15 protein-coding genes are annotated in these 20280 nt (G+C 72.0%); 13 read left to right on the top strand and 2 right to left on the bottom strand.

Annotated features, from left to right (window positions below; genetic code table 11):
* Positions 1–4 precede the first annotated feature (4 nt).
* Positions 5–1492 carry a protoporphyrinogen oxidase gene (gene hemG / locus ACFYY6_RS10985; protein ID WP_351519222.1) on the bottom strand — a complete coding sequence of 496 codons (1488 nt, stop codon included), beginning with the start codon at positions 1490–1492 and terminating at the stop codon, positions 5–7.
* A gap of 193 nt (positions 1493–1685) precedes the next feature.
* Here hemG and ACFYY6_RS10980 point away from each other — a divergent pair, with 193 nt between their 5' ends.
* The gene (locus ACFYY6_RS10980; RefSeq protein ID WP_351519224.1) at positions 1686–2654 is read left to right on the top strand and encodes a DUF4349 domain-containing protein; all 969 of its coding nucleotides are present in this window, start codon (positions 1686–1688) and stop codon (positions 2652–2654) included.
* A 37-nt stretch (positions 2655–2691) separates the two neighbouring features.
* The gene (locus ACFYY6_RS10975; RefSeq protein ID WP_351519225.1) at positions 2692–4080 is read left to right on the top strand and encodes an FAD-dependent oxidoreductase; all 1389 of its coding nucleotides are present in this window, start codon (positions 2692–2694) and stop codon (positions 4078–4080) included.
* Between the two features lie 64 nt (positions 4081–4144).
* Here ACFYY6_RS10975 and hemE read toward each other — a convergent pair whose 3' ends face one another.
* Entirely contained in the window at positions 4145–5218 is a 1074-nt protein-coding gene (gene hemE, locus ACFYY6_RS10970; RefSeq protein WP_388651027.1) for a uroporphyrinogen decarboxylase, read from the bottom strand.
* Between the two features lie 90 nt (positions 5219–5308).
* On the opposite strand from hemE, the gene ACFYY6_RS10965 reads away from it, so the two are divergent.
* The 11 genes from ACFYY6_RS10965 (at position 5309) to ACFYY6_RS10915 (ending at position 20119) form a co-directional block, all read left to right on the top strand.
* Positions 5309–5968, top strand: coding sequence for a DUF3000 domain-containing protein (locus ACFYY6_RS10965; RefSeq protein WP_351519227.1), 660 nt, complete (start codon positions 5309–5311; stop codon positions 5966–5968).
* 267 nt (positions 5969–6235) lie between these two features.
* Positions 6236–6898, top strand: a complete 663-nt coding sequence (locus ACFYY6_RS10960) for a response regulator transcription factor (protein ID WP_073785139.1) — start codon at positions 6236–6238, stop codon at positions 6896–6898.
* Between the two features lie 117 nt (positions 6899–7015).
* Positions 7016–8290 (top strand): ribonuclease D, encoded by a 1275-nt coding sequence (locus tag ACFYY6_RS10955; protein ID WP_351517318.1) that lies wholly within the window; start codon positions 7016–7018, stop codon positions 8288–8290.
* 312 nt (positions 8291–8602) lie between these two features.
* Positions 8603–9829, top strand: coding sequence for an acetyl-CoA C-acyltransferase (locus ACFYY6_RS10950; protein WP_351517319.1), 1227 nt, complete (start codon positions 8603–8605; stop codon positions 9827–9829).
* A complete protein-coding gene (locus tag ACFYY6_RS10945) occupies positions 9826–11955 on the top strand; it encodes a 3-hydroxyacyl-CoA dehydrogenase NAD-binding domain-containing protein (RefSeq protein WP_389192739.1) in 2130 nt (709 codons plus the stop codon). The genes ACFYY6_RS10950 and ACFYY6_RS10945 overlap by 4 nt, the downstream gene beginning before the upstream one ends.
* A 315-nt stretch (positions 11956–12270) precedes the next feature.
* Positions 12271–14094: a stealth family protein gene (locus tag ACFYY6_RS10940; RefSeq protein ID WP_389192736.1), complete on the top strand. Its 1824-nt coding sequence runs from the start codon at positions 12271–12273 to the stop codon at positions 14092–14094.
* Positions 14091–15218 carry a DegT/DnrJ/EryC1/StrS family aminotransferase gene (locus ACFYY6_RS10935; RefSeq protein ID WP_351517323.1) on the top strand — a complete coding sequence of 376 codons (1128 nt, stop codon included), beginning with the start codon at positions 14091–14093 and terminating at the stop codon, positions 15216–15218. The genes ACFYY6_RS10940 and ACFYY6_RS10935 overlap by 4 nt, the downstream gene beginning before the upstream one ends.
* Positions 15215–16072, top strand: a complete 858-nt coding sequence (locus tag ACFYY6_RS10930) for a Gfo/Idh/MocA family oxidoreductase (RefSeq protein ID WP_389192733.1) — start codon at positions 15215–15217, stop codon at positions 16070–16072. Before ACFYY6_RS10935 ends, ACFYY6_RS10930 begins: the two co-directional genes overlap by 4 nt.
* Complete coding sequence (locus ACFYY6_RS10925) at positions 16069–16386, top strand: hypothetical protein (protein ID WP_389192730.1); 318 nt, start codon at positions 16069–16071, stop codon at positions 16384–16386. The genes ACFYY6_RS10930 and ACFYY6_RS10925 overlap by 4 nt, the downstream gene beginning before the upstream one ends.
* 116 nt (positions 16387–16502) lie before the next feature.
* Positions 16503–18140 carry a stealth family protein gene (locus ACFYY6_RS10920; protein WP_351623712.1) on the top strand — a complete coding sequence of 546 codons (1638 nt, stop codon included), beginning with the start codon at positions 16503–16505 and terminating at the stop codon, positions 18138–18140.
* Positions 18137–20119, top strand: coding sequence for a glycosyltransferase (locus ACFYY6_RS10915; RefSeq protein WP_351517326.1), 1983 nt, complete (start codon positions 18137–18139; stop codon positions 20117–20119). Before ACFYY6_RS10920 ends, ACFYY6_RS10915 begins: the two co-directional genes overlap by 4 nt.
* The last annotated feature ends 161 nt before the right edge of the window (positions 20120–20280 follow it).

Here is a 20280-nt window from a genome sequence, read left to right as displayed (position 1 = left end):
ACGGCTATTGTCCCGCCTCGCTCCCTGTGCCCTGAACCGGGGTCGGCGTGGCGATGATCTCTTCTCCGGAACCGCCCGCGAGACCGGCGGCGATCTCGTCGGCGGCGCGGTGGGCGCTCGCCACGCACGCCGGGATGCCGACCCCGTCGTAGACCGCTCCGCAGACCCGCAGACCGGGCAGCTTGGCGATCTCCTCCCGAATCCGGGCGACCCGGGTCAGATGTCCCACCGGGTACTGGGGCAGTCCCCCGATCCACCGGGTGACCTCGGTGTCCACGGGCTCCGCCGCCAGTCCGGTGGCCGCCGCGAGATCGCGCAGCGACACATCCACCAGCTCGGAGTCCTCGCGGTGCAGATGGTCCTCCTCGCCGTACCGGCCGACGGAGGTGCGCAGGACGAAGAGGTCGGGAGCGGCCTCGGCGACCCACGACCACTTGCGGGTGGAGAAGGTGGACGCCTTGATGGTGCGCCCGTCCACCGGCGGCACGAGGAAACCGGAACGTCCGTCGAGGGCCGCTGTACCGGCCACGTCGGAACGACGGAACGCCATGGTGACGAGCGCCATCGACGCGTACTCGACCCCGGCGAGCTCGGTGGAGGCGGCCGGGGACTCGGCGGCGAGCAGGGTGGAGGCGGACCAGGCGGGGGTGGCCAGCACGACGCCGTCGGCGGCGATCACCCGGCCGTCGGTACGCACCTCCCAGCCGTTTCCGTTGCGGGTCAGACCGAGGACGGGGATTCCTGTGAGGATCTCCCCCCCGGCCGCGCGCACCGCCTCGGCGACCGCTCCCGGGAGCGTGCCGATGCCGCCCTCGATGCCCTGGAAGACCGGGCCGGTCCTCGGCCGTGCCGCGGCCCGTTCCTGGATGCGCCGGACGCCGTCGAGAAGCGAACCGCCCTCCCGCACCACCTCGAACAGTTGCGGTACGGCGGCCCGCATCGAGATCCGGTACGCGTCGCCCGCGTACACGCCGCCGAGCAGCGGTTCCACGAGCCGGTCGACGACCTCGCGGCCCAGCCGGTCCGCCACGTACGCGCCGACCGCGACGTCGTCGCCGACGGCGGTCGGGGTGAGATCGCGTTCCTCGGCGACACGGGCGAGGCCCTCCGGGGAGATCACGTCGCCGAGCGCCGCCGGATCGCCCGGCACACCCATCACATGGCCCTTGGGCATGGGCCGCAGGGCGTCGCGCGTCCACACCGACGCGGCGGTCGTGGCGGGCGGCCGGAGCCGGTCGCCGAGCCCGACGGCACGTGCCAGCTCCACCGCCTCCGGGCGCGTGGCGAGCATCGACTCGGCGCCCAGATCGACCTGTGTGCCGGCGATCTCGCCGGTCATCAGCTTGCCGCCGAGCCGGTCGGTGGCCTCCAGGAGGGTGACCCGCAGCCCGGCCCCGAGCAGCCGGTGGGCCGCGGCGAGACCGGCGATACCGCCACCTATGACGACGACATGACCCGTGCCTGTGTGCGCGCGATTGAGTGAACGCTCCATGCCCCCACTCTCTCAGAGCCTGTCGGGTGGCCCCTGACCGGGCGGCCACGCACTGGCACGAGGTCGCCCGACAGATCCTCGGGCCCGGTTCGAGGCCCGAACGTGACCGCTTCGAAACCGGGATCGGGCAACCCGGGGACGGGCCCCGCACGTCGAACCGGCAACGTCGACGACCTGTCCCGGGGGGACACTCATGCAGACAGCCAGACATCCGCGCCGCACCCGGCGCCGTTCGCGCACCGCCCTGGCCGCCGGGCTCCTGGCCGGCCTCCTCGCACTGAGCGGCTGCGGCGCCGGCGACGCGGGCGGGACGCGTTCCGCCGACAGCGGGAAGGCCGCCGCGCCGCGCGAGCGGGCCGCCTCGGACGCTTCGTCCGGGCAGGTGGCGGAGGGCGCGGGCGGTTCGCCGGCGGACGGGCGGAAGACCGGCGGCCTGCCCGCTCGTGTCCACGTCATCCGCACCGCCACGCTCTCCGTCGAGGTGCGGGACGTGCCGAAGGCCGCCGCGGCCGCCCGCGCGGCGGCGTCCGAGGCCGGCGGCCTGGTGGCCGACGAGAGGACCGAACGGGTCGACGCGACGCGCGAGACGTCGCACATCGTGCTGCGCGTTCCGCAGGACGCGTACGAAACGGTCCTGAAGGACCTCGCGGGCACCGGGACATTGCGGTCGCGCACCTCGTCCGCGAAGGACGTCACCGACCAGGTGGTCGACGTGGAGAGCCGGATCGCGTCCCAGCGGGCGAGCGTGGCGCGGGTGCGCAAGCTGATGGACCGGGCCGACGCGCTCTCCGACGTGGTCACGCTGGAAAGCGAACTGAGCAGCCGCCAGGCGGCGTTGGAGTCGCTGCTCGCCCAGCAGGCGTCGTTGAAGGACCGCACCTCGCTGGCGACGATCACCCTCGACCTCTCCGAGCCGGTGACGTCGCCGGAGACGAACGACGACGATCCGCCCGGCTTCCTGGAGGCGCTCGACAACGGCTGGGACGCGTTCCTCACGGTGCTGCGGTGGGGTTCCGTGGTGCTGGGTGCCACGGCTCCGTTCCTGGTCACGATCGTGGTGCTGGCGGTGGCGGGGCGGCTGCTGCTGCGCCGGCTGCGCGGGCGCCGGGCTGCGCGGACGCCCGTACCGCCGCATTCCTCGCCGAAGCCCCCGGCGTCGTAGCGTGGGTCCCTTCGGATCGGTGTCGAAGGGACCGGGAATGGCGACGGAGCGACTGGTGGTCATCGGTGGTGACGCGGCGGGCATGTCCGCCGCGTCCCAGGCCCGCAGGCTCAAGGGCCCCGACGAGCTGGGGATCGTCGCCTTCGAGCGGGGCCACTTCTCCTCGTACTCCGCCTGCGGCATCCCGTACTGGGTCGGCGGCGACGTGACCGCACGCGACGACCTCGTCGCCCGTACCCCGCAGGAGCACCGGGCCCGCGACATCGACCTGCGGATGCGCACCGAGATCACGGAGATCGACGTGGCCGGACAGCGGGTGCGGGCGCTGGACCTGGAGACCGACGAGACGTACTGGACGGACTTCGACAAGCTGGTGATCGCGACGGGGGCCCGTCCGGTGCGTCCGGCGCTGCCCGGCATCGACGCGCCCGGGGTGCACGGGGTGCAGACGCTGGACGACGGGCAGGCGCTGCTGGAGTCGCTGGACCGGGTGCCGCAGGGGCGTCGCCGGGCGGTCGTCGTCGGGGCGGGCTACATCGGGGTCGAGATGGCCGAGGCGATGCTGAAGCACGGCTTCGAGGTGACCGTCCTGAACCGGGGCGAGCAGCCGATGGCGACGCTGGACCCCGACATGGGGCGGCTGGTGCACGAGGCGATGGACGGCCTGGGCATCACCACGGTCAACGGGGCCGAGGTGACGGGGATCCGCACCGGGCCGGACGGCCGGGCCGACGCGGTCGTCGCGGGCGGCACGACCTATCCGGCGGACGTGGTGGTGCTCGGCATCGGGGTGGCGCCCGAGACGACGCTGGCCCACGCCGTCGGCCTCCCGGTGGGCCCGCACGGCGGCCTGCTCACCGATCTGTCGATGCGGGTCGTCGGGCACGACAACATCTGGGCGGGCGGCGACTGCGTCGAGGTGCTCGACCTGGTGGCGGGCCGCACCCGGCACATCGCGCTGGGCACCCACGCCAACAAGCACGGCCAGGTCATCGGGTCCAACGTGGCGGGCGGCTACGGGACGTTCCCCGGGGTGGTGGGCACGGCGGTGAGCAAGGTGTGCGATCTGGAGATCGCCCGCACCGGGCTGCGCGAGAAGGACGCCCGCTCGGTGGGGCTGCGCTACGTCACGGCGACGATCGAGTCGACGGGCCGGGCGGGCTACTACCCGGGGGCGCGGCCGATGACCGTCAAGATGCTCGCGGAGTACCGCACCGGGCGGCTGCTCGGGGTGCAGATCGTGGGCCGGGAGGGGGCGGCGAAGCGGGTTGACGTCGCGGCCGTGGCGCTCACGGCCGGAATGACGGTGGACCAGATGACCGCCCTGGACCTCGGCTACGCCCCGCCGTTCTCACCGGTCTGGGACCCGGTCCTGGTGGCCGCCCGCAAGACGGTGACGGCGCTGCGGCGGGCGGGCACCGCCTGAGAGCCCGGCGGGCGCCCGCCCGGACGGCTCGTCCCGGTCGCGGGCGCCCGCCCGGACGTTTCCCTCAGCGTGCGGTCCGCTCGTGCACGTACGCCACGAGCCGGGTCAGGGCGTCCGGGTCCATCGACGGCATCACTCCGTGCCCCAGGTTGAAGACGTGGCCCTCCAGCCCGGCGGCGGCGTCCAGCACCTCCTGGGCCTTCTCCTCCACCGTCGCGGTCGGCGCGAACAGCACCGCCGGGTCGAGGTTGCCCTGGAGCGCCTTGCCGGGGCCGACCCGGCGCGCGGCCTCGTCGAGCGGGACGCGCCAGTCGACGCCGACGACGTCCGCGCCCGCCTCGCCCATCAGGCCGAGGAGTTCGCCGGTGCCCACGCCGAAGTGGATGCGCGGGACCTCGTACGGGGCGACGGTCTCGAAGACCTTCGCGGAGGCGGGGAGCACCGAGCGCCGGTAGTCGGCGGGGGACAGTGCGCCCACCCAGGAGTCGAAGAGCTGCACGGCCGAGGCGCCGGCCTCGATCTGCACCTCGAGGAAGGCGCCGGTGATGTCGGCCAGCCGGTCGAGGAGGTCCGCCCACAGCTCCGGCTCGCCGTACATCATGGCCTTGGTGTGCTCGTGGTTGCGGGACGGGCCGCCCTCCACGAGGTAGCTGGCGAGCGTGAACGGGGCGCCCGCGAAGCCGATGAGCGGGGTGGCGCCGAGCTCGGCGACGAGCAGGCCGACCGCCTCGGTGACGTAGGACACGTCCTCGGGCGTGAGGTCGCGCAGCCGGGCCAGGTCGGCACGGGTGCGGAAGGGCTCGGCGACGACCGGGCCCACGCCCGGCTTGATGTCGAGGTCGATCCCGATGGCCTTGAGCGGTACGACGATGTCGCTGAAGTAGATCGCCGCGTCCACCTTGTGACGGCGCACGGGCTGCATGGTGATCTCCGCGACGAGCTCCGGCATCATGCAGGAGTCGAGCATCGGGATGCCCTCGCGCACCTTGAGGTACTCGGGCAGCGACCGCCCCGCCTGACGCATGAACCAGACCGGGGTGTGCGGCACCGGCTCGCGGCGGCACGCCTTGAGAAACGCCGACTCATGGGTGGCGGAGGTCTTCGTCTGCTGGCCCATGGGGCGATCGTTGGCACTCACACCCAGAATCTTCGCACGAGGCGTAAGCGGCCGGGCCCGGCCGGGTGTCCCTCCCTGCACGCGGCTCCCGTTCCGCCTACTCTTCCCCGCATGGCTCCGGCTCAGGAACAGTTCTCCGATCGACCCGACGGCGCTGACGACAAGGACAGCGCGGAGGGCGGCTCCGTGCCGCCCGCTTTCCGGTCGGCGCTGGACGGCTTGCGCTCGGCGCGCCTGCGACCCGAACTGGAGGTCGAACCGACCCACCCGCCCAAGCGGCTCGCCCCGTACGCGTACGCGCTGGAGGCGGCGGTCGTGCAGGGCGAGGAGGATCTGGCCGACGGCCGTCTCGTGCTGCTCCACGACCCGGACGGGCACGAGGGCTGGCACGGCACCTTCCGTCTGGTGACCCTGGTGCGGGCGGAGCTGGAACCGGAGATGGCATCCGATCCGCTGTTGCCGGAGGTGTGCTGGTCCTGGCTGACCGGCGCGCTGGAGGCGCGCGGGCTGTCGTACGGAGCCGCGGGCGGCACGGTGACCCTGGCGGGGTCGCACTACTTCGGCGCGCTGGGGGCGCGGCGGCCGGCGACACAGATCGAGATCCGGGCGTCGTGGACACCGCGCGAGAGCCGGGGCGGGGCGCCGGACACTGCGGCGCATCTGACGGCGTGGGGCGATCTGCTGTGCCAGATCGCGGGCCTGCCTCCGTCGGGTCCGGCCGACGCGGCGGTGGTCACGCTCCCGCAGCGGCGCGGCCCCCAGGCCCCCTGACACCCCCGCGGCCGAGCCGCCCCCTTCCGCCCTCTTGACGCCGCGTCACCGCAGGTCAACAACGTGTCACGCTTTGCGCGGAATTACCGACATTTTTTTCGTACAATCGATCGCACGTCTGATTTGCCCGAATTGTTACTCAGCAAATCGCGATCTTCCTCTAAAGGAGGACGGGTCCGCTGCCGAAGAGGTCAATGACCCTTCAAGCACGGTGCGCCCCGGCTTCATCCCCGAGCCGGCCCGTCCCGCCACTTCCCAGGAGGCCTGGTGTCCGTTCTCCTAGAGCAGCCCGCAAGCCTGGTCGCCTACCGCCCGAACAAGCCGACGGCCATGGTCGTCGTGGCCGACCCGCGCGTCCGTTCCACCGTCACCCGCCATCTGTGGGCCCTCGGAGTACGTGACGTCATCGAGGCGTCGTCCATCGCGGAGGCCCGTCCCCGCGTCGGCAACCCGCGCGACATCTGCGTAGCCGACGTCCACCTGCCCGACGGTTCCGGGCTGACCCTGCTGTCCGAGACCCGGGCCGCCGGCTGGCCGAACGGCCTCGCCCTCTCCGCCGCCGACGACATCGGCGCGGTCCGCAACGCCCTCGCGGGCGGTGTGAAGGGCTACGTCGTCACCGGCACCCGGACCAACATCGGCCATCCCACCCGTCCGGGCGCCGCCCCCATCGGCGCCAACGCCGCCCGTATGCACCGCCGCCCCCCGGGCACCCCGAGCCACCCGGGCGGCTACCGCGAGCTTTCCGGCCGCGAGGTCGAGGTCCTCCGGCTGGTCGCCGAGGGCCAGTCCAACAAGGCCATCGGCGTCTCCATGGGGCTGTCCGCCCTGACGGTCAAGAGCCACCTCGCCCGGATCGCCCGCAAGCTCGGCACCGGCGACCGTGCCGGAATGGTCGCCGTCGCCCTGCGGACGGGCATCATCCACTGAGCCTCCGCGCCCCGGCGACTCCCCCGGCCGCCGGGACCGGCTGGTTTGCATGCATCGGCGCCCGTCGACGGAACGTTCCGTCGACGGGCGCCGTACATCCACGGATACCCTTGACACGTGACCGACGCCCAAGAGACCGCAGCAGACACCTCACTGCGAACCACCGGGGGCGCTCCCCCGGACGACGTCGCCCCGGCGCCGATCCCCTTGCTCGAACCTCGCGAGGGCATTCCCCCGGTGGTGGCCTCCGACGACGCCCTCTCCCAGGTGATCGCGGCGTTCGCCGCGGGCACCGGCCCGGTGGCCGTCGATGCCGAGCGCGCCTCCGGCTACCGCTACGGCCAGCGCGCCTACCTCGTCCAGCTCCGCCGCGAGGGCGCGGGCAGCGCGCTGATCGACCCGGTGGGCTGCCCCGATCTGTCGAGGCTCGGGGAGGTACTGCACGGCAGCGAGTGGATCCTGCACGCCGCCACCCAGGACCTGCCCTGTCTGCGGGAGATAGGAATGACCCCCACGGGGCTGTTCGACACCGAGCTGGCCGGGCGGCTGGCCGGCTTCCCCCGGGTCGGCCTCGGCGCCATGGTCGAGAGCGTGCTCGGGTACTCCCTGGAGAAGGGCCACTCGGCCGTCGACTGGTCCACCCGGCCACTGCCCGAGCCCTGGCTGCGCTACGCGGCGCTGGACGTGGAGCTGCTGATCGACCTCCGCGACTCCCTGGAGAAGGAGCTCGACCGGCAGGGCAAACTGGAGTGGGCCCGGGAGGAGTTCGACGCGATCGCCGCCGCCCCGCCCGCTCCCCCGCGCAAGGACCCGTGGCGCCGCACCTCCGGCATGCACAAGCTCCGCCGCCGCCGCCAGCTGGCGGTGGTACGGGAGTTGTGGACCGCCCGCGACCAGGTGGCCCGGCGCCGGGACCTCTCGCCCGGCAAGGTGCTGAGCGACGCCGCGATCGTCGAGGCCGCGCTCGCGCTCCCGGCGAACACGCACGCGCTGACCGCCCTGCCCGGCTTCGGCCACCGCATGGGCCGCCGGCAGCTGGAGCAGTGGCAGGCGGCCGTCGACCGGGCCAAGGCCCTGCCGGACTCCGAGCTGCCCCAGCCCGGCCAGGCCGTCGCCGGTCCGCCGCCGCCCCGCGCCTGGGCGGACAAGGACCCGGCCGCGGCGGCACGGCTCGCCGCCGCCCGCGCGGCGGTGTCGGAGCTCGCCGAACGACTGCACATGCCGCAGGAGAACGTGATCACGCCGGACACGGTGCGCCGGGTCTGCTGGGAGCCGCCCGGGAGCGCGACGCCGGACGCGATCGAGGCCGCGCTCGTCGGCTACGGGGCCCGGCACTGGCAGATCGAACTGGTGGCCCCGCTCCTGGCGCGCGCATTCTCCTCGAAGGCGTGAGATTCCGCCGACCGAGGGGCGTAATCACGCCAGGTTGAACGAGCACCTCTCGCCGCACCGCGGTGCCTCGCGCCACCGGACGCCGGACAGGCCGTTTCCTCGGCCCGTCCGGCGTCGCCGTTCCCGCCGCGGAACGGGGCGGGGCGTGCCGGGGCCGTGGCGGTCGGGTGCGCCGCCGCACCTCCGTGTGACCTTCGCCGCTCCGGTCGCAAGGGGTGGGCAGTCTGGTTACCCGCAAGTAGCATGAGGGGACGGCGTGCCCTCGGGCGCGCTCCGCAGCAGTGCCATCCCGCACCCTGGAGGAGAGCCACCGTGCCTCGTACCATCCGGGACGTCGTCTTCGTCGACGGCGTCCGCACCCCGTTCGGCAAAGCGGGCCCGAAGGGCATCTACCACGAGACCCGCGCCGACGATCTCGTCGTGAAGGCGATCCGGGAGCTGCTGCGCCGCAACCCGGCCCTGGACCCCGCGAAGGTCGACGAGGTCGCCATCGCCGCGACCACCCAGATCGGCGACCAGGGGCTGACGCTGGGCCGTACCGCCGGGATCCTGGCCGGTCTGCCGCAGTCCGTCCCCGGCTACTCCATCGACCGCATGTGCGCGGGTGCCATGACCGCCGTCACCACGACGGCCGGTTCCATCGCCTTCGGCGCGTACGACGTCGTCGTGGCCGGTGGTGTCGAGCACATGGGCCGCCACCCGATGGGCGAGGGCGTGGACCCGAACCCGCGCTTCGTGTCGGAGAAGCTGGTCGACGAGTCCGCCCTGTTCATGGGCATGACCGCGGAGAACCTGCACGACCGCTACCCGTCGATCACCAAGCTGCGGGCCGACGAGTACGCGGTCCGCTCGCAGGAGAAGGCCGCCAAGGCGTACGCCGACGGCAAGATCCAGCAGGACCTGGTGCCGATCTCGGTGCGCCGCACCAACCCGGAGGCCGGGGAGACGGGCTGGGGCCTGGTCACCGCCGACGAGCCGATGCGCCCGGGGACCACCCTGGAGAACCTGGCGGGCCTCAAGACCCCGTTCCGCGTCCACGGCCGGGTCACGGCCGGCAACGCGGCCGGTCTGAACGACGGCGCGACCGCCTCGATCATCGCCTCCGAGGACTTCGCCCGCGAGAACGGCCTGCCGGTCCGGATGCGCCTGGTCTCCTACGCCTTCGCGGGCGTCGAGCCCGAGGTGATGGGCTACGGCCCGATCCCGGCCACCGAGAAGGCCCTGGCCAAGGCGGGTCTGTCGATCGGGGACCTCGGCCTGTTCGAGATCAACGAGGCGTTCGCCGTGCAGGTGCTCGCCTTCCTGGAGCACTACGGCATCGCCGACGACGACGCGCGCGTCAACCAGTACGGCGGCGCCATCGCCTACGGCCACCCGCTGGCCTCCTCCGGCGTCCGTCTGATGACGCAGCTGGCCCGCCAGTTCGAGGAGCAGCCGGAGGTCCGCTACGGCCTCACCACCATGTGCGTCGGCTTCGGCATGGGCGCCACGGTCATCTGGGAGAACCCTCACCACAAGGACGCCGGAGGCAGCAAGTGAGCACCACCGCCGAGCTTTTGAAGGGTGCGGCCGAACTGTTCCCCGACGAGGTCGTGACGTCGGCGCATGTACGTCACCTCGACCTTCCGGCCGGAGCGGGCCGCTTCGCCCTGATCACTCTGGACAACGGCCTGGACCACACCAAGCCGACCACCTTCGGACCGCAGTCGCTGGGCAATCTGAACGCCGCCGTCGACCAGGTCGAGAAGGAGGCCGCCGAGGGCGCGATCGTCGGTGTCGGCATCACCGGCAAGCCGTTCATTTTCGCGGTCGGCGCCGACCTCAAGGGCGTCGAGCTGCTGAAGAACCACGCGGACGCGCTGGCCATCGGCAAGGGCGGCCACGATGTCTTCCGTCGTCTGGCCGGCCTCGCGGTCCCCACGTTCGCGTACTACAACGGCGCGGCGATGGGCGGCGGGGTCGAGGTCGGCCTGCACTGCACGTACCGCACCGTCTCCAAGGCGGTTCCCGCCTTCTCGCTGCCCGAGGTCTTCCTCGGCCTGGTTCCGGGCTGGGGCGGCTGCGCCTTGCTGCCGAACCTGATCGGTGCCGACCGCGCGGTCTCGGTGATCATCGAGAACTCGCTGAACCAGAACCGTCAGCTCAAGGGCGAGCAGGTCTTCGAGCTCGGGATCGCCGACGCGCTCTTCGAGGGCGCGGACTTCCTGGAACGTTCGCTGGCGTGGACCGCGGACGTGCTGAACGGCACGCTCACCGTGGAGCGCCCGGAGATCGACCGCGGGGACGCCTGGGACCAGGCCGTCGCCCGGGGCCGGGCCGTCGCCGACTCCAAGGTGCACGGCGCCGCCCCGGCCGCGTACCGCGCGCTGGACATCATCGCGGCGGCGAAGGACGGCGACCTGGGCGCCGGCTTCGACGCCGAGGACCAGGCCCTCGCGGACCTGATCATGGGTGGCGAGCTGCGTGCCGGGCTGTACTCCTTCAATCTGGTGCAGAAGCGCGCCAAGCGCCCGGCCGGTGCCCCGGACAAGAACCTGGCCCGCCCGGTCACCAAGGTCGGTGTCGTGGGCGCCGGTCTGATGGCCTCGCAGCTGGCGCTGCTGTTCCTGCGCCGCCTGGAGGTGCCGGTCGTACTGACCGACATCGACCAGGAACGGGTGGACAAGGGCGTGGGCTACGTCCACGCCGAGATCGACAAGCTGCTCGGCAAGGGCCGTATCAACCAGGACAAGGCCAACCGCCTCAAGGCCCTGGTCTCCGGCGTGCTGGACAAGGCGGAGGGCTTCTCCGACGCCGACTTCGTCATCGAGGCCGTCTTCGAGGAGATCGGCGTCAAGCAGCAGGTCTTCGCGGAGGTCGAGGCGGTCGCCCCGGCGCACGCGATCCTCGCCACGAACACCTCGTCCCTCTCGGTCACCGAGATGGCGTCGAAGCTGAAGCACCCGGAGCGGGTCGTCGGCTTCCACTTCTTCAACCCGGTCGCGATCCTCCCGCTGCTGGAGATCGTCCGGGGCGAGAAGACCGACGACGCCTCGCTCGCCACGGCGTTCGCCGTGGCGAAGAAGCTGAGGAAGACCGCGGTGCTGGTGAAGGACGCCCCGGCGTTCGTCGTCAACCGCATCCTCACCCGCTTCATGGGCGAGATCCAGAACGTCATCGACGAGGGCACCCCGGTCGAGACCGCGGAGAAGGCGGTGGAGCCGCTCGGCCTGCCGATGTCCCCGCTGGTGCTGCTGGAGCTGGTCGGCCCGGCGATCGGCCTGCACGTCTCCGAGACCCTGAACCGTGCCTTCCCGGAGCGGTTCACCGTCTCCGAGAACCTCGCGGCGGTCGTGAAGGCGGGCAAGCGCGGCTTCTACGTGTACGACTCCGGAAAGCCGGAGCTGGACCCTGAGGTCGTCGCACTCCTCGAGCAGGGCGATGTCGTCCTGACCCAGCAGCAGGTCCGCGACCGGGTCCTGGACGCGGTGGCGCAGGAGATCGGTCTGATGCTGGACGAGGGCGTCGTCGCCGAGGCCCAGGACATCGACCTCTGCCTGATCACCGGCGCCGGCTGGCCCTTCCACCTGGGCGGCATCACGCCGTACCTGGACCGTGAGGGAGTCTCGGAGCGGGTCACCGGCAAGCGTTTCCTGGCACCGGGCGTGGCGAGCGTTCCCGCGTAACCCGCTGGAACACGCCTGATCCTGCTTCACGGGAAGCACACAAGCGGAACCACGGCGGGCCGTACACCTCGTGTGTACGGCCCGTTTTCGTGTACCCAAAGGTCCGAATCGTAACCGATTCGGGATTTTTACTTTCGTGATCAACCTTATTTACTTGTTAATCTTCACCCCTGCGACACGCCTGCTTCACTCGGCCGCACCGTACGGTGGACCGTCCACCCCCACACTCCGCCCGACCGAGCAGCCGGCGCGTCGTCGTCACAGCACTGATTGCTCGCCGTCCGGCCGAGCGGGGGAACACGAGGTAGTCGAGCGATGGGCAATCCCGAGGCCTCCACACTCGTGCGCCTCTACCGACGCCTGCTGCCGCACGCACTCAGACAGCGGCTCGTGAAGGTCTTCCCGGCGAACAGCCGGCTGCTTCTGCAGCGGTGTCTCGCGGGACTGGGCGGCACCTGGCGCGGTCTGCGCACATGGCTGAGCCTGCGGCTCGACAAGCGGCTGCGCCGGGATCTGCGCCGGACCGGCTTCCTGCCCGTCTGGTCCGGGGGCAGGATCCGGGCCGCCGAGGTCACCGAGGGCCTCACCCCCTCCGTCGCCCGGGCCACCAACCTGCTGCGCGTCTGCGAGGTCCTGGAACGGCACGGCGTCCCGCACTTCTGCGTGCGCGGCAATTCCGTCACCATGACCGCCGTCGCCGTTCCCGCGAGCGAGCGCCCGCGGGCCGAACGGGCCCTGCGGGTGAGCTCGCTCGCCGCGGGCGCGCTGCTCGCGGGCGACACGAAGGGTGGCCGTCCGCTCCACGCGGATCAGCGGGGCTCCTGGTCACAGCTCTCAGGCGAAACGATTCTGCGCATATGGTGGCCGCTCACCGACCGGACGGGACGCTGGACGCTGGGACCGAACCACGCCTGCGCCGTCGAGTTCTGGGCCGAGGAGGACGCGCTGCTGATCGCCCCCGTCCCCAACCTGACCGCGACGGCCGTCGTCGCCGCCGAGAACCCGGTGCGCATGCCGGTCAGCCACTTCACGGGACCGGTCAGCGGCGTGCGGGGCGACCTGCCACGGGTGAGCACACGGTCCGAGTTCACGCTCTCCCTCCCGGACGAGGTCACCTTCCCGGTGGACGCCGTCTACACCTGGGTCGACGGGGCCGATCCCGAATGGATCCGCCGCCGCGCCACGGCCCTGGGCCGGACCGACTACCACGAACAGGCCATCAGCGCCGCCCGGTTCACCAGCCGCGACGAACTGCGCTACTCCCTGCGCTCACTGCACCAGTTCGCCCCCTGGCTGCGCACCGTCTACCTGGTCACTGACGGGCAGGTGCCCGCCTGGCTGAACACCGCGCACCCCGGCATCGTGGTCGTCCACCACCGCGACATCTTCACCGACGCATCGGCGCTGCCGACCTTCAACTCGCACGCCATCGAGAGCCAGTTGCACCACATCCCCGGCCTCTCGGACCACTTCCTGTACTTCAACGACGACGTCTTCCTGGGCCGCAGCGTGACCCCCGGCGAGTTCTTCCACGCCAACGGGCTCTCCAAGTACTTCCCCTCCAACGCGCTCGTCCCCATGACCCCGCCCTCGCCGGACGACCCGCCGTCGGAGATCGCCGCGAAGAACAACCGCGTCGTCATCGCGGGGACCTTCGACCGCGTTCTGACCAGGAAGATGAAGCATGTGCCGCACTCGCTGCGCCGCGACGTCCTCCAGGAGATCGAGGAGCGCTACGCGACCGAGCACCGGCTGACCCAGCACTCGCGGTTCCGCAGCCCCGGCGACCTGTCGATCACCTCGTCGCTGCACCACTACTACGGGCAGCAGACCAGCCGCTCGGTGGCGGGCAGGATCCGCTACGCCTACCTGGACCTGGCGGCGCCCACCACCGGACGGCATCTCAACCGCCTGCTCGCCCAGCGCGACTACCACACCTTCTGCATCAACGACACCGTCGACGACCCCGACACGGCCGAGGCCCGCACGGCGATGCTGAGGACCTTCCTGGAGAGCTACTTCCCCGTCCCCAGCCCCTACGAGCAGCCCGGCCCCGGCCTCCCCCGGTCCCTCGACCGACGGGACACCAGCCGGACCGGGCAGCACCACCATCCCGACCTTCTCGAAATGGAACGATGACTCACGACCAGCACATGATCCGCGCGGCAGCCCCGGTGATCGGAGAGGACGAGATCGAGGCCGCCGTGCGCGTACTGCGCGGCGGCATGGTCGCCCAGGGACCCGAGGTCGCCGCCTTCGAGGAGGAGTTCTCGAAGATCGTCGACGGACGGCACTGCGTCGCCGTCAACTCCGGTACCAGCGCGCTGCATCTGTCGCTGGTGGCGCTCGGCATCGGCCCGGGCGACGAGGTGATCGTCCCCTCCTTCACCTTCGCCGCGACCGCCAACGCCGTCCGTCTGGCCGGCGCCACCCCGGTCTTCGTGGACATCGAGCGCGACAGCTTCTGTCTGTCACCGCAGGCGGCCGAGGCCGCGATCACCCCGCGCACCGCCGCGATCATGCCGGTGCACCTGTACGGGCACCCGGCCGCGATGGGCGCGTTCACCGCGTTGGCCGAGCGGCACGGTCTCGCGATCGTCGAGGACGCGGCGCAGGCCCACGCCGCCGCCCTGGACGGCACGCCCGTGGGCGCGTTCGGCGCGGCGGCGTGCTTCAGCTTCTACCCGACCAAGAACATGCACAGCCTGGAGGGCGGCATGGTCACCACGGGCGACGCAGCGGTCGCCCGGACGCTGCGCCTGCTGCGCAACCAGGGGATGGAGCAGCGGTACGCCAACGAGATCGTCGGCTTCAACGTCCGCATGACGGACGTCGCCGCCGCGATCGGACGGGTGCAGCTGCGCAGCCTGCCCGCCTGGACACGGCAGCGCCGTGCCAACGCCGCCGTGCTGGACGCCGGTCTGCGCGGGGTCGTCACGCCGCCGGTCGCCGAGGGGGCCGAGCACGTCTACCACCAGTACACGATCCGGATCGGCGCGGAGAGCGGCAAGGACCGCGAGACGGTCTCCCGCGAACTGCTGGAGCGCGGCATCGGCAACGCGGTCTACTACCCCACGCCGGTGCACCGCCTGGCCGCGTTCCGGACCGGCGAGAAGGTGCTCGGCCACACCGCGGGCGAGCTGCGCGAGACCGAGCGGGCCGCGGCGGAGGCGCTCTCCATCCCCGTCCACCCGATGCTCACCCCGCAGGAGCTCGACCGTCTGACGGCCACCGTCAACGAGGTCGTGGGAGACCGGGCATGAGCACGCACAAGCCGCTCAGGGCCGGGCTGATCGGCCTCGGCTCGATGGGCCGCAACCACGCCCGGGTGCTGCACGGCCTGGAGGGCGTCGAGCTCGTCGCCGGCGCGGACCCGGTGGCCGCCCCGGGCAGCGCCCCCGCGGGCGTGCCCCTGGTGCGCTCGGTGGCCGAGCTCGCGGCCGCGGGCATCGACTACGCCGTCGTCGCCTGCCCCACGGCCCTGCACGAAGAGGTCGCCCTCGACCTGGCCGAGCGCGGGATCCACGCGCTCATCGAGAAGCCGCTCGCCCCCTCGGTGCGGTCGGCCGAGACGATCGGCCGGGCGTTCGAGAAGCATGGTCTGGTGGCCGCCGTCGGCCACATCGAACGCTTCAACCCCGCCCTCCGCGAGCTGCGCGCCCGCCTGGAGCTCGGCGAACTCGGCGAGTTCCTCCAGGTGGTGACGCGCCGTCAGGGCCCCTTCCCGGCCCGGATCGCGGATGTGGGCGTGGTGTACGACCTGGCCACCCACGACATCGATCTGACGGCCTGGCTCACCAACAGCCGTTACGAGTCGGTAACGACCTCGGCCACGATTGGCAGTGGAGGAAGGAGCGGCGTCTGGGGCCTTCGAATCCGAGGCGGAGGAGGGAGTCGACGCGGAGCGTCGGGGACTGACGACAACGCCGGAGGCGGAGGTCCCGGACACCGCGATGCCGCTGACAATCGTGGACGAGGTCGTAAGTTCGCAGACCGTCGCGCGCAGCGGCCGTCCCCACGAGGACATGGTGGGTTTCAAGGCGTCTGTCGTCCGGGGCCATCACCAGTCACCTGGTCAACTGGCTGTCCCCGCTCAAGGAGCGGGTCACCATCGTGACGGGCGAGCACGGCTGTTTCGTGGCCGACACCCTCACCGCCGACCTGTGGTTCCACGCGAACGGCTCGCAGCCCACCGAGTGGGAGGGGCTGCGGCAGTTCCGTGGCGTCTCCGAGGGCGACGTGACGCGCTACGCGGTCGTGAAGCGGGAACCCCTGCTGGTCGAGCACGAAACCTTCCGTGACGCGGTGCTCGGCGAGGAGGCCGACATCGTGACCCTGAAGCAGGCGACCGACACCGTCGCGGTGGCCGAGGCGTGCTCGCGGCGGCCGCGGACGGGACCTCGGTCGGTCTGGACCCCCGTCGGCCACTGACCCCCGTCTGACCCGTCGGGTGCGGGTCCTGCCCACCGGGTCCTGCCCACCGGGTCCGCACACCCGACGGAGTCGTTCCTGCGTCCCGAGGACGCACCTACGTACTGGAGTATTCGTTGATCCACCCGATCCCTGCCGAGGTGGACCGACCGCAGCGCCCGTTGCCCCCGGGACTGCACGAGGTCCCCGTGGGCATGCACCGCCGCCTGGCGCACGTACAGCCCGGCCTCACACCGCTCGAGGTCCGCGCCCAGCACCTGGAGCTGGTCTCCACGGCGCTCACCCGGGCCGGCGTCGAGCACTTCGTCGTCCCCGGGACCGAGGACACCTCGTCCGCGGTCGGCGTCCGGGACACCGAGCGGGCCCGGGTCGCGCAGGCACTGCGGGGGCTGTTCGACCGGAGCCCCGGGTACGTCCAGCGCAAGGTCCCCGTCCAGCGCACCGGCGAGCTGCTGCACCTCGGCTCCCGCGAGGCGTCCTGGCAGCATCTGGAGGCCGTCGACGTGCTGCGCGTCGTCTGGTTCCAGGCCGACCCGTCGGGCGACCTGGTCTACGGCACCGAGTACGGCTGCGACATCGAGTTCTGGCGGGAGGAGGAGGGGCGGCTGCTGCCGCCGCGGATCAACCGGGGCGCGAGCTTCCTGCCCGCGCAGGGCGAGACGACGTTCGTCCCGGCGCACCGCTTCTCCCGCCTCGCACCGCCGGAGACGGACACCGCGCCCCGGCAGCGCCGCTGGGGACGCAAGCCGAAGCGGACCGGGCTGCCGACCCGGCAGGAGTTCGTCTGCACCGGTCCCGACGAGATCACCTTCCCCATCGACGTCGTCTACACCTGGGTGGACAGCGACGACCCGGCCTGGCAGCGCCGCCGGGCCGAGGCGTCCGGCGACGTCTTCCACGAGGAGTCGGCGAGCGCCGGACGCTACATCAACCGCGACGAGCTGCTCTACTCGATGCGCTCGCTGCACATGTACGCCCCCTGGGTGCGGCACGTCTTCCTCGTCACCGACGACCAGGTCCCGCACTGGCTCGACGAGTCCGCCGAGGGGATCACCGTGGTCTCCCACCGGGAGATCTTCCGCGACACCAGCAAGCTTCCGGTCTTCAACTCCCATGCCATCAGCGCCCAGTTGCACCGTGTTCCGGGGCTCTCGGAGCACTTCATCCACTTCAACGACGACGTGTTCGTCGGGCGGCCGATCACCCCTCACGAGTTCTTCCTGCCCAACGGGGCGTCCAAGTACTACCCGGACAACGTCCGCATCCCGATGGGCCCCGTCCAACCGGACGACCTGCCGCACGAGGTGGCCCGCAAGAACGTCCGCGCCCTGCTGGAGGACCGGTTCGGCCGCACCATCATCGACGCGATGAAGCACACCCCCGTGCCGCTGCGGCGCAGCGTGCTGGAGGAGATGGAACGGGAGTTCGCGGACGTGTTCCGGGCGACCGCGGCCGCGCGCTTCCGCAGCCGTACCGACATCGACGTCGGCACCTGCATGTACCCGTACTACTCCTACTTCACCGGTCGCGGTGTGCCGGACTCCATTCCGTACGCCTATCTCCACCTCTCCATGGTCCAGCTCTCCAGGAAACTGGACCGGCTGCTCAAACGGCGTGACACGGCCGTCTTCTGCGTGAACGACTCCTTCACCACCGAGGACGACGTGGCCGACCAGGAGGCGCTGATCCACCCGTTCTTCGAGGCGTACTTCCCGCTTCCCAGTCCGTACGAGAAGTCCGCGGCGACACGATGAAGATCGAATTCCTGGTCCAGAACGCCTATGCCGCGGACGGCACCACCCGCGCGGTGATCAACCTCGCCGATGCCCTCGCCGACACGCACGATGTCCGGATCGTCTCGGTGTTCCGCTGGCTCGACCGGCCCGCCATCGCGCCCGCCCGCGGGGTACGGGTGGTGCCGCTGCTCGATCTGCGCGAGGGCCGCCGCCCGGACAAGCAGGACGAGCGCAGGCTCACCCCGTCCCGGGTCGTTCCGCGTACCCAGGAGATGTCCTGGCGCTACAGCCTGCTGACGGACGACAAGGTCGAGGAGTACCTGCGGGCGAGCCAGGCGCAGGTGGTGGTCGCCACCAGTCTCGAACTGGCCGCCTACGTCTCGCGCTGGGGCAGACCGCGGGCGCTGCGGCTGGGGCAGTTGCACCAGCTGAGCACGGTGCTCCCGGCGCCGGAGCAGAGCCGCGCCTGGGCGGGGATCGGGCGGCTCGACGCGGTCGTGGTGCCGAGCGCCGAGGAGGCCGAGGCGATCACCCGGGCGGGGCTGCCGGGCGGCATCGCGATCCACGCCCATCCCGACTGCGTGCCCGATCCCCGGGTGCGTCCCGCCGACGGGCGGTCCCGGATCGTGATGGCGGCCGGGCGGCTGGTCCCGGAGAAGCGGTTCGATCTGCTCGTCCAGGCATTCGCCCAGGTGGTGGCGGTGCGTCCGGACTGGCAGCTGCGGATCTACGGGACCGGTCCGGAGTACGGCCGGCTGCGTGCCCTCGTCGCCGAACTGGAGCTGTACAACCATGTGTTCCTGATGATGGAGGAGCCGCGGCTGGAGGCCCGGTGGGCCGGGGCGGCCATCGCGGCCGGGACCTCGGACCGGGAGTCCTTCGGCCTGGCCCTGGCCGAGGCGATGCGCTGCGGGCTGCCCGTCGTCGCCACCGCCTGCCCGGGCGGGCCGCGGGAGATCGTCCGTCACGAGGAGAACGGCCTGCTCGTGCCGACGGACGACGCCGACGCGTTCGCCGCCGCGCTGCTGCGTCTCATCGACGACGAGCCCGAACGCCTGGCACTGGGCCGCCGGGCCCTGGAGGACGCGCGTGCCTACGGCCCCGAGGACTCGGCGCAGCGGTTCGAGAGGGTCGTCGGATCGGCCCGCCGGGTGCGCCGGGAGAGCCGCCCCGCGGCCGAGGTCGCCGTCTCCTGCGAGGTGACGGGGAACGGCCTGGTCGGTCTGCGTCTGGAAGGCGTCCGGGGCGGCCGGGACGACCTCGAACTGGTGCTGCGCAAGCGGAAGGCGGCGCGCGGCGAACAGCCCGTCAGGCTGCCGCTGCGGCCGGCCGGGGGTCCCTACCCCCATCGGTACGAGGCGCTGGTCCCGCCGGACCCCGGAATCCTCCACGAGGGACGCTGGGACGTCCATCTGGACACCGGTGAGGGCAGGCCGGCGAAGGTCCGGCCGGGCTCCCTGGACCTGCGCGGTCTCGGACCGGTCGCCACCGGTCCCGCGTACACCGTCGTGCATCTTCCCTACGCGTCCGAGAGCGGTCATCTCGTGCTGCGCACCTGGACCCGTGAGCGTCATGCGGAGGCGACCGAGGTCTGGGTCCACGAGGGGGTCCTGCATGTGCGGGGGCTGCTCTACGGCTGCGACTTCGGCAGTGCGGAGCCGCTGCTGCTGATGCGCAGACGGGGTGTCGGGGAGGCGGGATTCTGGCTGCCCGGCGCCTCCTCGGGCGGGGCCGACTTCTCCTTCTCGCTGCCCGCCTCCGACCTGGCCGACCATCTGGTGTCCCGGCACGAACTGTGGGACCTGTGGGTGGGCCGGCGTCATGACCCGGTCGTGGCGCGGCTGGGCCGCTTCCTGACGGACGTGGTGGACGTGAAGGCGGTGTTCGGCTATCCCACGGCGGTGGTGCCCACCGACGACGGGCAGCCGGTCATGGTGAAGCCGTACTTCACGGCCGGTACCGAACTGTCGGTCCGGGTCTCCGAGAGGGCGGAGTGAGCGCGCGTGGTCACGACCGGGCCGTGTCGTCGAAGTGCCGCCGTTCGGCCGGAGACCGGGCCGTGCGGCGCCCGGTGCATGCGGGAACGGGGCGGAGGATCGTCCTCGTACCGGGCGTACGCGGACGGGTCCGACAACGCCGCGAGCGTGTGCGCCGGGCG

This window comes from Streptomyces sp. NPDC001750 (assembly GCF_042892615.1).
GTDB lineage: Bacteria > Actinomycetota > Actinomycetes > Streptomycetales > Streptomycetaceae > Streptomyces.
This window is presented reverse-complemented; position numbering and strand designations above follow the sequence as displayed.